A 12,704-nucleotide genomic window follows, 5' to 3' on the forward strand; every position below is an offset into this window, starting at 1 on the left:
GGCAACTATGTCAGGCGTGATCGGGTCGATGCGTCGGACGCTGCTGTCGTGCACATCGCTTGCGCGCAACGGCCTGTTGGGAGGCGCTCTCGCAGCGCTGCTGCCGGCTGCGCCGGCCGAGGCCGCCGACCTCATCGAAACCCTCTCCATCATGCTGGATTTCAACCGGCAGGAACTCGCGGTGCTCGCCACCGCGCTGGCGCTGCTCGGCTTCTCGGTGATGGCCGCGATCCTGCTGATGCGTACGCGGGTGCGCACGGCGAAAAACGAGGCGCGGCTGCGCGCCCGGATCGGGGAACTCCAGCTCCAGGCCGACCGCTTCGGCGCGCTGCTGTTCGCCGAGCCGCAGATTCTGATCTCCTGGCCGGCCGGCGACAATCGTGCCCAGATCTCCGGCGACATCTCGATGGTGCTGCCGCGCGATTCCTCGCCGCAACGCGTGCTCGCATTCGGAACCTGGCTGCCGCCGGAACCGGCACTGCAGATGGACCATGCCGTCGATGCCCTGCGTGACCGCGGCGACGGGTTCCAGCTGACGCTGAGCACCGCGCACGGCCATACGCTGGAAGCGATCGGCCGCGCCATCGGCGGCCAGGCCATCGTCCGGATTCGCGAACTCTCGGGGCTGCGGCGCGAGCTGGCCGAGACCAATCTGCGCTACAACGCGCTTTCCGACGAGACCGAGATGCTGCGCGGCTTTGCCGCCGCCGCACCCTGGCCGATCTGGGCCAAGGGCGAGAACGGCGCGCTGACCTACGCCAATCCGGCCTATGTCCGTGCGACCGAGGCGAACAGCGTCACTGATGCACAGGAGCGCAAGCTCGAGCTGCTCGACAGCGCCGACCGCAGCGCGATGGAGCGGGGCCTGAAGGAGGCGACCAATTTCAACGCGCGGCTGCCGATCGTGATCGGCGGCGAGCGCCGCATTTTCGACGTGCGCGCCGTCAATGTCGGCAGCGGCAGCGTCGGCGTCGCCATCGATGCCAGCGAGGCGGATGGGCTCAGCGCGGCACTGGTGCGGATGGCGGAGGCGCATCGGCGCACGCTCGACCAGCTCTCCTCCGGCGTTGCCGTGTTCGACGGCCAGCGCCGCCTTGCCTTCTACAACGATTCCTATCGCCGGCTGTGGGACCTCGACCGCAGCTTCCTCGACGCCAACCCTGACGATTCCAGCGTGCTCGACCAGCTTCGTGCCGCGCGCAAGCTGCCGGAGCAGCCGGACTTCCGGGCCTGGAAGGCCAAGCTGCACGAAGCCTATCGCGCGGTCGAGACCGCGAAGGAGACCTGGTATCTCCCCGACGGCCGCGCGCTCTCGGTCGTCACCACGCCGAACCCGGAAGGCGGCGTCACCTATCTGTTCGACGACGTCACCGAGAGCCTCGACCTCGCCCGCCGCTTCGACGGCCTGATCCGCGTCCAGCGCGAAACGCTGGACAGCCTCGCCGAGGGCGTCGCGGTGTTCGGCAGCAACGGCAAGGCACAGCTGTTCAACCCGGCCTTCGTCCGGATGTGGAAGCTGTCGAGCGATGCCATGCGCGACGAGCCGCACGTCCAGACCGTGGAAGCCTGGTGCCATCAGCTGTTCGACGACCCCGCGGTCTGGCGCCAGATTCGCGAGGCCATCACCTCGATCGAGAACCGCGCCGACGTCCCGCTCAAGCTGGAGCGCAAGGACGGCAGCGTGCTCGACGGCATGATCCGGCCGCTGCCCGACGGCGCCACCATGCTGACGTTCCAGGACATCACCGACACCGAGAACGTCGAGCGCGCGCTGCGCGAGCGCAACGAGGCGCTGGAGGCCGCCGACCAGATGAAGGTGGATTTCGTCCACCACGTCTCCTACGAGCTGCGCGCGCCCCTCACCACCATCATCGGCTTCGCGCATTTCCTCAGCGATCCCTCGACCGGGCCGCTGACGCCGAAGCAGGCCGAATATCTCGACTACGTCACCAAATCGACCAATGCGCTGCTCGCGCTCACCAACAACATCCTCGATCTCGCCACCATCGACGCCGGCGCGATGAAGCTGGAACTCGGGCAAGTCGACGTCAGCAAGGCCATCGAGCTCGCTGCCGAGGGCATCCAGGACCGGCTCGCCACCGACCGCATCCGCCTCAAGGTCGAGATCGCGCCCGATGTCGGCAGCTTCGTCGGCGACGAGAAGCGCGTGGTGCAGGTGCTCTATAACCTCCTCGCCAACGCCGTCGGGTTTTCTCCACAGGATTCCACCGTCGGCATCAGCGCGCGGCGCACCGAGCGCAGCGTGGTCTTCACCGTGACAGATTCCGGCCCTGGAATACCTGCCGACATGAAGGACAAGGTATTCAACTGGTTCGAAAGCCGCTCGCAGGGCTCGCGTCATCGCGGCGCCGGGCTCGGCCTGTCGCTGGTGCGCTCCTTCGTCGAGCTGCATGGCGGCAAGGTGCGGGTGGATTCGATCGTCGGCCGCGGCACGGTCGTGATCTGCGATTTCCCGACCGACCAGGCGGCGCATCGCGACGCCGCCGAATGACAGAACCCACCAAGCTCTCCGTCGCGCTCCACAACGAGACGGCCACCGCGCAATTGATGGCCGACCTCGCGCTGCTGGTCGGCCCCGGCGACGTCATCACGCTCACCGGCGATCTCGGCGCCGGCAAGACTGCGGCGGCGCGCAGCCTGATCCGCTACCTCGCCGGCGACGAAGAGCTGGAGGTGCCGAGCCCGACCTTCACGCTGGTGCAAGGCTACGAGCTGCCGCCCTTCCCGGTCCTGCATGCCGATCTCTACCGGGTCGAGGACGAGAGCGAGCTGGAGGAGATCGGGCTGTCGCCGCTGCCCGATGCCACGCTGGTCCTGATCGAATGGCCGGAGCGCGCGCCATCGGCGATGCCGCAGGACCGCATCGACATCGCGCTGACGCACCGGCCGGCGCTGGGATCGAGCGCACGCGCCGCCGACATCACCGGCTCCGGCAAGGGTGCGGCCGTCGTCGCGCGGCTGAAGGCGTTGCGCGAATTCCTCGACACGTCCGGCTACATGGATGCGACGCGCAGGCGCATGGCCGGCGATGCCTCGACCCGCTCCTACGCGCGGCTGCTACGCGACGACGAGAGCGTCATCCTCATGAACTCCCCGCAGCGCCCCGATGGCGCTGCGCTCTACAACGGAAAATCCTACAGCGCGGCCGTGCATCTCGCCGAGAACGTCACGCCCTTCGTCGCCGTCGACGAAGGCCTGCGTGCGCAGGGACTTTCGGCGCCCGCGATCCACCATTTCGACCTCGACCATGGCTTCCTGATCTCGGAGGATTTCGGCAGCGAAGGCGTGATCGAAGGCGATCCGCCGCGCCCGATCGTCGAGCGCTACGAGGTCGCGGCCGACGTGCTGGCGGCGCTGCACGGCAAGACGCTGCCGGAGACGCTGCCGCTCGACGGGCAGACCTATGCCATTCCCGTGTTCGACATCGAGGCGATGCTGATCGAGATCGGGTTGATGCCGGAATGGTATCTGCCCGACCGCAACGCAGCGCTGAGCGAGGCGGCACGCGCGGAGCTCTTCGCGATGTGGCGCGAGCTCTTGAAGAAGCCGCTGGCGGCACCGCGGACCTGGATCATCCGCGATTATCATTCGCCCAATCTGATCTGGCTCGGCAATCGCACCGGCATCGAGCGCGTCGGCGTGATCGATTTCCAGGACGCGGTGCTCGGGCCGCAATCCTACGACGTGGTGTCGCTGCTCCAGGACGCCCGCATCGACGTCCCCGAAAACATCGAGCTGACGCTGCTGTCGCGTTACATCAAGGCGCGCCGCGCAGCCGATGCCGGTTTTGATGCGGCCGGCTTCGCCGAACTCTACGCCATCATGTCGGCGCAGCGGAACACGCGCCTGCTCGGCACCTTCGCCCGCCTCAACCGCCGCGACGGCAAGCCGCATTATTTGCGCCACCAGCCGCGGATCTGGACCTATCTCCAGCGCTCACTGGCCCATCCCGCGCTGGGCGCCTTGCGCGACTGGTATCTCGCCAACGTCCCGCCGCCCCAAAGTCCGCCACAGGTCTAATTCGTGGCCCGATTTACCGGCCGTTAGCCAAGATGTCGCTATTCTGGCGCCGAGGGAGCCGGGAAACTACGGGCTGGAGCGAGGCAGATGGCGGCGAAAGCGGATCAGCGCGGCAACAGCCGGGTGATTTTCGAGCGCGGGATTCCGGCCCAGATGATGGGGATCGACGGGACCTGGCGGCGCGAATGCACCATGGAGGACGTCTCCGACAGCGGCGCCAAGCTGACCATCGACGGCTCGGTCGAGGGTCTGCATCTGAAAGAGTTCTTTTTGCTACTGTCGTCGACCGGCCTGGCCTACCGGCGCTGCGAGCTTGCCTGGCTCAATGGCGACCAGATCGGCGTCAATTTCCTCAAGGTGGGTGAGAAGAAGAAAAAGGTCCGTTCCACAGCCGTCGGGGCATGACGGCAACACCCGTCGTACAACCGTCACGGCCGTTGGCTAAGGCGGTCGAGATGCGATGCGGCCGATCGAACCTCGTGTTAGGATTGCTGCGAACGCGAATGGTCTGAGAAAGCGAAGGATGTCCGTCAAACCGACCAAAGCCATGGTGCTCGCCGCGGGATTCGGCCTGCGCATGCGTCCGTTGACGGACAAGATGCCGAAGCCGATGGTGCCGGTGGCCGGCCAGCCGCTGCTCGACCACGTGCTCGACAAGCTCGGCCAGGCCGGCGTGACCGAGGCCGTGGTCAACGTGCATTATCTGCCGGACCAGATCATCGACCACGTCTCATCGCGCCAGCATCCGCGCGTGACCATCTCGGACGAGCGCGACCAGGTGCTCGGCACCGGCGGCGGCGTGGTCAAGGCGCTGCCGCTGCTCGGCGATGCCCCGTTCTTCCACGTCAATTCCGACACGCTCTGGATCGACGGCGTGCGCTCGAACCTGACGCGGCTCGCCGAAAACTTCGATCCCGCGCGCATGGACATCCTGCTGCTGATGGCGCCGACCGCGACCAGCATCGGCTATAGCGGCCGCGGCGATTACGGCATGCTGCCCGACGGCGCCCTGCGCAAGCGCAAGGAAAAGGAGATCGTTCCGTTCGTCTATGCCGGCGCGGCGATCCTCTCGCCATCGATCTTCGACGGCGCACCGAAGGGCGAGTTCTCGCTGACCAGGATGTTCGACCGCGCCAACGAGCAGGAGCGGCTGTTCGGCCTCCGCCTCGACGGCGTCTGGATGCATGTCGGCACGCCCGATGCCGTGCATGCCGCGGAAGAGGCGTTTCTGGAGAGCGTGGCCTAGAGCCACGCAAATGGTGCCGTAGAGTGGGCAAAGGCGCCCCTGCGCCGTGCCCACCATCTCTCTCGATCGCCAAAAACGTGGGCACGCTTCGCTTTGCCCACCATATGAGACTGTCATGCCCCGCGAAGGTGGGGCATCCAGTACGCCGCGGCCTCTCGGGTCAAACTCCATCGCCTCTGGAATACTGGATCATCCGCCTTCGCGGATGATGACACCTGTCCAGCCTCGCGAACAGCGGGGACTATCTCCCCTCCACCCATGACCATTTGATCCCGCCTCCCTATATTGCCTGATCTTCCGAATCAGGCAGCTCATGCGCGTCTTCAGCGTTCCCATCTCAGTTCCGTTCCTGCGCACGGTCGTCACGGCCCTGCTCGAGGGCCGCCTGGTCGAGGGGTTCGAGGCGCGCAAGGAACCGGCGCGGCTTGCCGATGCCACGCTGTACCTGCCGACGCGGCGCGCCATGCGCGTCGTCCGCGAGATCTTCCTCGACGAGATGAAGGCCGACGCAGTGGTGCTGCCGCGCATCGTCGCGCTCGGCGACATCGACGAGGACGAGCTCGCTTTCGCTGGTGAAGGCGAGCAATTCTCCGGCGCGACGCCGCTCGACATTCCGCCGCGGCTCGGCGAGCTCGAACGGCGACTGACATTGGCGCAGCTCGTCGCGGCCTGGGCCAAGGGCCCGGTGCTGGCGCCGCTGGTGGTCGGCGGCCCCGCCTCGACGCTTGCGCTCGCCGGCGACCTCGCGCGCCTGATCGACGACATGGTCACGCGCGGCGTCGACTGGAACGCGCTCGACGGCCTCGTGCCTGATAACCTCGACCGCTACTGGCAGCACTCGCTCGAGTTCCTGCGCATCGCACGCATCGCCTGGCCCGGTCATCTCGCCGAAATCAACCGGATCGAGCCGGCGGCGCGGCGCGATCTCCTGATCGCGGCGGAAGCCAAACGGCTGACCGCACATCCGAACGGGCCTGTCATCGCGGCGGGCTCGACCGGCTCGATGCCGGCCACCGCGAAATTCCTGCACGCAGTCGCGGCGCTGCCGCATGGCGCCGTGGTGCTGCCCGGCCTCAACACCGATCTCGACGAGGATTCCTGGCGAACGATCGGCGGCGTGCGCGATGCGCTTGGCAAATTCGCGGAGCCTCCGGCCTCCAACCATCCGCAATATGCCATGAACGCGCTGCTGCAGCGCTTCGGCATCAAGCGCAGCGACGTCGAGATTCTTCAGCCGCCGGCCGAAGGCGGCCGCGACCTGCTCGCCTCCGAATCGATGCGGCCCTCCGCCAAGACGGAAGTCTGGCACGACCGGCTGAAGCAGCCGGATGTCGCCGCAAAGATCGCCGGCGGCATGACGAGGCTAGCGGTCGTCGAAGCTCCCAATCCCGAAATGGAAGCTCTCGCCATCGCGATTGCGATGCGCGAAGCGAGGCATCTCGATAAGACGGCGGCGCTGGTGACGCCCGACCGTGCGCTGGCGCGACGGGTGATGGCCGCGCTCAGCCGATGGGGCCTCGGTTTCGACGATTCCGGCGGCGACGTCCTGATGGAAACCTCCGCCGGAATCTTCGCACGCCTTGCGGCAGAGGCGGCGACGAAGGGATTGGAGCCGCCGACGCTGCTGGCGCTGCTGAAGCATCCGCTCTGCCGGCTCGGCCGCGCGCCCGGCGCGTGGAAGGCGGCGATCGAAGGCCTCGAGCTGGCGGTCTTGCGCGGCACGCGGCCGCCTGCCGGCACGGCCGGCCTCTTGCGCGAATTCAACCGCTTCCGCGAGGAGCTCGCAAAATTGTGGCGGAGCGAGGCCTCCGCGCTGCACCGCGCCGAGCCGCGCGCACGTCTCAAGGCCGAGGATCTCGATCGCATCCAGGGCCTGATCGATGCCCTGCAAAAAGCGCTGGCGCCGATCGAGAGCATGGCGTCATCGAAGCCTTACGACTTCGCCGAGCTCGCGCACCGGCATCGCGAGATCATGATCGAGCTGGCGCGCGACGAGCAGGGCATCCCGCTCGCCTTCGAGGACCGCGAGGGGCTCGCGCTCGCCAGCGCCTTCGATGATCTCCTGCGCGGCGGCACGATCAGCGGATTGATGGTGCAGCTAGCGGACTATCCGGACGTCTTCCAGACCGCGTTCAGTGATCGCGCGGTGCGGCGGCCGGACAGACCAGGCGCGCGGCTGCATATCTACGGCCCGCTGGAGTCGCGCCTGATGCAGGCCGACCGCATCATCGTCGGCGGCCTGATCGAAGGCGTCTGGCCGCCGGCGCCGCGCATCGATCCCTGGCTGAGCCGGCCGATGCGACATGAGCTTGGGCTCGACCTGCCGGAGCGCCGCATCGGCCTCTCCGCGCACGACTTCGCGCAACTGCTCGGCGGCGACGAGGTGATCCTCACCCATTCCGCCAAGGCCGGCGGCGCGCCGGCGGTGGCTTCGCGTTTCCTGCACCGGCTGGAGGCGGTCGCGGGAGATGATCTCTGGACCACGGCGATCCAGGCCGGTGAAAAATACGTGCAGTTCGCGGGCGCGCTGGACCAGCCAGCCGAGGTCAAGCCGATCAAGCAGCCCGAGCCCCGGCCGCCGCGCGCGACGCGCCCGCTCAAGATGTCGGTGACCGCGATCGAGGACTGGCTGCGCGATCCCTACACGATTTACGCAAAGCACATTCTGCGGCTGGATGCGCTCGATCCGGTCGACATGCCGCTCTCGGCGGCCGACCGCGGCTCGGCGATCCATGAGGCGATCGGCGAGTTCACGGAACACTACGCGACGCGCCTGCCTGATGATCCCGCCCGGGTGCTGCGCGCGATCGGCGAGAAGCATTTCGCACCGTTGATGGAGCGCCCCGAGGCGCGGGCGTTGTGGTGGCCGCGCTTCCAGCGCATCGCACGCTGGTTCGGCGAATGGGAGACGGCGCGACGGGATGCGATCGAGGCGATCATGGCCGAGACCCGCGGCGAGATCTCGATCCGGCTCGACAACGCGCGCACCTTCCATCTGTCCGCGCGCGCCGATCGCATCGAGCGGCGCCAGGGCGGCGGCTATGCCATCCTCGACTACAAGACCGGACAGCCGCCGACCGGCAAGCAGGTCCGCATGGGCCTGTCGCCGCAGCTGACGCTGGAGGCGGCGATCCTGCGCGAAGGCGGCTTCCCCGAGATCGACGCGGGTTCGTCGGTGAGCCAACTCGTCTATGTCCGCCTCAGCGGCAACAACCCGCCGGGCGAGGAGCGCATCCTCGAGCTCAAATACAAGCAGGGCGACGAACCGCAGCCGCCGGATACGGCCGCCGCGGAAGCGCGCGCAAAGCTGGAAGCGCTGGTCCGTGCTTTCGAGGACGAGAACCAGCCCTACACATCGCTGAACCTGCCGATGTGGGCGAACCGCTACGGCACCTATGACGACCTCGCCCGGATCAAGGAATGGTCAGCGGCCGGCGGATTGGGGATCGAGGAATGGTGAAGGCGCCCCGCCCCATCCCGGATGAAGTGCGCGCGCGGCAGGCTCGCGCCTCGGACCCGACCGCCTCGGCTTTCGTGTCGGCCAATGCCGGCTCGGGCAAGACGCATGTGCTGGTGCAGCGCGTGATCCGCCTCTTGCTATCAGGCGTGCCGCCGGAAAAGATCCTCTGCATCACCTTCACCAAGGCGGCCGCCGCCAACATGGCCGAGCGCGTGTTCACCACGCTCGGGCATTGGGTGACCCTGGATGACGCCGCGCTCGACGCGGCGATCCGCGCCGTCGGCATCCCGCATCCCAATGCAAAGCTGCGCCGCGACGCGCGAAAACTGTTCGCCTGCGCGCTGGAGACGCCGGGCGGCTTGAAGGTGCAGACCATCCACGCGCTGTGCACGCGCCTGCTGCAGCAATTTCCGTTCGAGGCCAACGTTCCCGCGCGCTTCGCCGTGATCGACGAGCGCGACCAGAATGACATGATGGAGCGCGCCAATCTGAAGGTGTTGCTGGAGGCTGCGCGCGATCCGGACAGCGTCACCGGCCGCGCCTTGTTGACCGCGATGGCGAGCGCCGCGGACGTCACCTTCAAGGAAGTCGTGCGCGAGGCCTGTCTCAGCCGCGATCATTTCATGGCGTGGACCGACGAGGCCGGCAACGCGGAAGCGGCTGCTGCGCAGATGGCTGCGGTTCTGGGCGTTGATGCGAGCGATCGCATCGAGGATGTCGAGACGGAGATCCTCGACGGGCCCTATTTGCCGCGATCGCGCTGGGACGCAATTGCCCTTGCACTAAGAGAAGGTACCAAGTCGGATCAGAAGCAGGCAGACCGTCTCCATGGAGCGACTGTATTTAGCGGCAGCGCGCAGGTCGACGAGTATCTTACCGTTTTTCTCACGGAGAAGCTTGAGCCCCGCGACTCTCTGGTAACCAAGCAATTTGAGAAGTTGAATCCGTCTATCGCCCGCCTGTTTGATAATGAGGCGCAACGGCTCGAAGCGCTGATCGAGAGGCGCCGCGCAGTGACGATGCGCGATCGCACCGAGGCCTTGCTGCACATCGCGACCGCCGCCGCCGCGAACTACCGCCGCGAGAAGCAGGAACGAGGGCTGCTCGACTACGACGACCTCATCGACAAGACGCTGGCGATGCTGGACCGCGTCGCCTCGGGCTGGGTGCATTACAAGCTCGACCGCGGCGTCGATCATGTGCTGATCGACGAGGCCCAGGACACCAGCCCCCGGCAGTGGGACCTCGTCGCGCACATCATTTCGGAGTTCACGGCCGGAGAAGGCGCGCGCGAGGGGCTGAACCGCACGGTGTTTGCGGTCGGCGACGAGAAGCAATCGATCTTCTCGTTCCAGGGCGCTGACCCGCACGAGTTCGACAAGCGCAAGCGAGAGCTGGACCGTCGGTTCAAAGCCGCCGGATTGAAGTTCGACCCGGTCGCCTTCACCTATTCGTTCCGTTCGGGTGCCACGATCCTGCATTCGGTCGATCATGTCTTCCGCGAGCCCACGATCTACAAGAGCATTCATTCGATCGACATCGGCCACCCCTTGCACAATTCCCTCAGCGATGCGGGTCCGAGCGTCGTCGAGCTGTGGGATCTCGCCGAAGCCGAGGACAGGCAGGATATCGAGGGCTGGCGCGCCCCGTTCGACGGCGTCGCCGTCACCAGCCCCGAGGTCAAGCTTGCGCGCCGTATCCAGGCCGAGATCAAGCGGCTGGTCGAGAGCGGCACGCTGACGGGACACGAAGGCGAGCGCCGGCCGCTGCGCTACGGCGACATGCTGATCCTGGTGCGCCGGCGCGGCAATGCGTTCGACGCCGTGATCCAGGCGCTGAAGCACGCAGGCGTCCCGGTCGCCGGCGCCGACCGGCTCAAGCTCACCGAACATATTGGCATCATCGACCTGATGAACTTGGCCGATGCGCTGCTGCTGCCGCAGGATGATCTCGCGCTGGCGGTGGCCCTGAAGAGCCCGCTGTTCGGGCTCGACGACGACGACCTGTTCCAGCTGGCCCATGGCCGCAAGGGATCGCTGCGCCGCGCGCTCGGCGAGCATGCTGCGGGGAGCGAGAAGTTCGCGACCGTGTTGCGCCGACTCGAAGCCTGCGAGATGCGCGCGCGCGAGGAGACGCCGTTCGCGTTCTATGCCTGGCTGCTCGGAGGCGACGGCGGGCGGGCCCGCATCCTGCGCCGGCTCGGTCACGAGGCCAACGACGCGCTCGACGAATTCCTGGAGCTGGCGCTGAACTACGAGCGCAAGGCGCCGGCCTCACTGCAAGGCCTCATGGCTTGGCTGCGCTCGGCTGACACCGAGGTGAAGCGCGACATGGAGATCTCGCGCGACGAGGTGCGGGTGATGACGGTACACGGCGCCAAGGGCCTCGAAGCCTCCGTCGTGTTCATGGTGGACACCACGTCGTCGCCCGCGGACTCCCAGCGTCTGCGCCTGATTCAGGTGCCGCGCGGCAATGGCGGCGAGGTGGTGGTCTGGGCCGGACGCAAGGCTGATGATCCCAAGCCGGTTGCAGAAGCGCGCAAGGCGATGATCGAGGAGACCGAGGACGAATATCGCCGCCTGCTCTACGTCGCGATGACGCGCGCGGCCGACCGCCTGATCGTCGGCGGCTGCATGCCCGGCAACATGAAGACGGTCCGCAAGCTGAGCTGGTATGACCTGGTCGACACCGGGCTCGCGGGCGCTGGCCTGGACAAGCAGGTGATCGAGACGCCGCTCGGCAAGGTCACCCGTTTCGCCCGCCCGGAGGATGTCGCGACCTTGGGCATGCCGGCGGCGTCCGTGCAGCAGACGATCGCGCTGCCGGACTGGCTGCGGACGCCGGCACCGCGCGAGACCGTCGACGATGACCTGGTCCGTCCGTCCGGTCAGCCGGCTGAGGAGGGCCGCAGCGTACGCTCCGGCGAATCGGTGCAGTCCCGCGCGCTGGCGCTGCAACGCGGCACGCTGGTCCACCGTCTCCTGCAATCGCTGCCTGATATCGCCACCGACCGCCGGCGCGAGGCGGCGCTCGGCTTCATGGCGCGCAATGCCTCGGACTGGACCGAGGCCGACCGCGCCGCGCTGGCCGACAAGGTGCTCGCTTTGATCACCGAACCGCGCTTTGCGCCGGTGTTCGCCGCCGGGAGCCGGGCGGAGGTCGCTATCGCCGGCAGGCTGGAGCGGCCGGGCCGCCCGCCGGCCCTGGTGTCCGGGCAGATCGACCGGCTGGTCGTTCGCCCGGAGGAGGTCTTGATCGTCGATTTCAAAACCAACCAGGCCGCGCCTGGGAGCGCCAGCGAGGCGCCCACGGCCTATGTCCGGCAGCTGGCGCTGTACCGGGCGGTGCTCTCGCGGCTTTATCCCCAGACCCCGATCCGGGCCGTCCTGCTTTGGACCGAGGCCCTTGAATATATGGAGATTTCAGCCCCCGCGCTGGACGCGGCACTGGCATCCCTTCATCTCAGCGTGAGCGTCCTTGACCCGGCAAGGGGCCGTTCATAGGTTGACGCCATGATCCCCGGCGCGATTCCAGGTCGCGCCGATTCTCTTTCAACCGAACGAGGTATTCCCATGGCCGTTGGCAAGGTTTCCGACACTGATTTCGAAGCCGAAGTGCTCAAGGCGAACGGCCCTGTCGTCGTCGATTTCTGGGCCGAATGGTGCGGCCCGTGCCGCATGATCGCGCCCGCCCTCGATGAGATCGCCGGCGCGATGGGCGACAAGGTCAAGATCGTGAAGCTCAACGTCGACGAGAGCCCGAAGACCGCCTCGAAGTACGGCGTGATGTCGATCCCCACCCTGATGATCTTCAAGGGCGGCGAGATGGCCTCCCGCCAGGTCGGCGCGGCGCCGAAGGCGAAGCTGCAGCAGTGGATCACCTCGGCGGTCTGATCCACCTGCGATTAAGAATTTTTTCGACAACGGCCGGCGAAATGCCGGCCGTTCTGCGTTGATG

Annotated in this window: 7 protein-coding genes; all 7 read left to right on the top strand. The window is 67.2% G+C overall.

Features of this window, described 5'->3' with window-relative positions; all coding sequences use genetic code 11:
• Nucleotides 1-7: 7 nt before the first annotated feature.
• Nucleotides 8-2,512, top strand: coding sequence for a PAS domain-containing sensor histidine kinase (locus DCM79_RS05635; RefSeq protein WP_257179016.1), 2,505 nt, complete (start codon nt 8-10; stop codon nt 2,510-2,512).
• Nucleotides 2,509-4,041, top strand: a complete 1,533-nt coding sequence (tsaE, locus tag DCM79_RS05640; protein ID WP_257179017.1) for a tRNA (adenosine(37)-N6)-threonylcarbamoyltransferase complex ATPase subunit type 1 TsaE — start codon at nt 2,509-2,511, stop codon at nt 4,039-4,041. Before DCM79_RS05635 ends, tsaE begins: the two co-directional genes overlap by 4 nt.
• Nucleotides 4,042-4,128: 87 nt before the next feature.
• The gene (locus DCM79_RS05645; protein ID WP_257179018.1) at nt 4,129-4,446 is read left to right on the top strand and encodes a PilZ domain-containing protein; all 318 of its coding nucleotides are present in this window, start codon (nt 4,129-4,131) and stop codon (nt 4,444-4,446) included.
• Nucleotides 4,447-4,564: 118 nt separating this feature from the next.
• On the top strand, nt 4,565-5,287 hold the full coding sequence (locus tag DCM79_RS05650; RefSeq protein ID WP_257179019.1) for a nucleotidyltransferase family protein: 723 nt from the start codon (nt 4,565-4,567) through the stop codon (nt 5,285-5,287).
• Nucleotides 5,288-5,600: 313 nt separating this feature from the next.
• Nucleotides 5,601-8,747: a double-strand break repair protein AddB gene (gene addB / locus DCM79_RS05655; protein WP_257179020.1), complete on the top strand. Its 3,147-nt coding sequence runs from the start codon at nt 5,601-5,603 to the stop codon at nt 8,745-8,747.
• Nucleotides 8,741-12,250 carry a double-strand break repair helicase AddA gene (addA, locus tag DCM79_RS05660; protein ID WP_257179021.1) on the top strand — a complete coding sequence of 1,170 codons (3,510 nt, stop codon included), beginning with the start codon at nt 8,741-8,743 and terminating at the stop codon, nt 12,248-12,250. Before addB ends, addA begins: the two co-directional genes overlap by 7 nt.
• Nucleotides 12,251-12,319: 69 nt before the next feature.
• Complete coding sequence (gene trxA, locus DCM79_RS05665; protein WP_007598398.1) at nt 12,320-12,640, top strand: thioredoxin; 321 nt, start codon at nt 12,320-12,322, stop codon at nt 12,638-12,640.
• Nucleotides 12,641-12,704: the final 64 nt, after the last annotated feature.

The organism is Bradyrhizobium sp. WBOS07 (assembly GCF_024585165.1).
In the GTDB taxonomy this organism is placed as follows: domain Bacteria; phylum Pseudomonadota; class Alphaproteobacteria; order Rhizobiales; family Xanthobacteraceae; genus Bradyrhizobium; species Bradyrhizobium japonicum_B.

Coding starts and splice junctions, on each gene's coding strand:
- DCM79_RS05635 (WP_257179016.1), top strand. CDS start 8: ATGTCAGGCGTGATCGGGTCGATGCGTCGGACGCTGCTGTCGTGCACA.
- tsaE (WP_257179017.1), top strand. CDS start 2,509: ATGACAGAACCCACCAAGCTCTCCGTCGCGCTCCACAACGAGACGGCC.
- DCM79_RS05645 (WP_257179018.1), top strand. CDS start 4,129: ATGGCGGCGAAAGCGGATCAGCGCGGCAACAGCCGGGTGATTTTCGAG.
- DCM79_RS05650 (WP_257179019.1), top strand. CDS start 4,565: ATGTCCGTCAAACCGACCAAAGCCATGGTGCTCGCCGCGGGATTCGGC.
- addB (WP_257179020.1), top strand. CDS start 5,601: ATGCGCGTCTTCAGCGTTCCCATCTCAGTTCCGTTCCTGCGCACGGTC.
- addA (WP_257179021.1), top strand. CDS start 8,741: ATGGTGAAGGCGCCCCGCCCCATCCCGGATGAAGTGCGCGCGCGGCAG.
- trxA (WP_007598398.1), top strand. CDS start 12,320: ATGGCCGTTGGCAAGGTTTCCGACACTGATTTCGAAGCCGAAGTGCTC.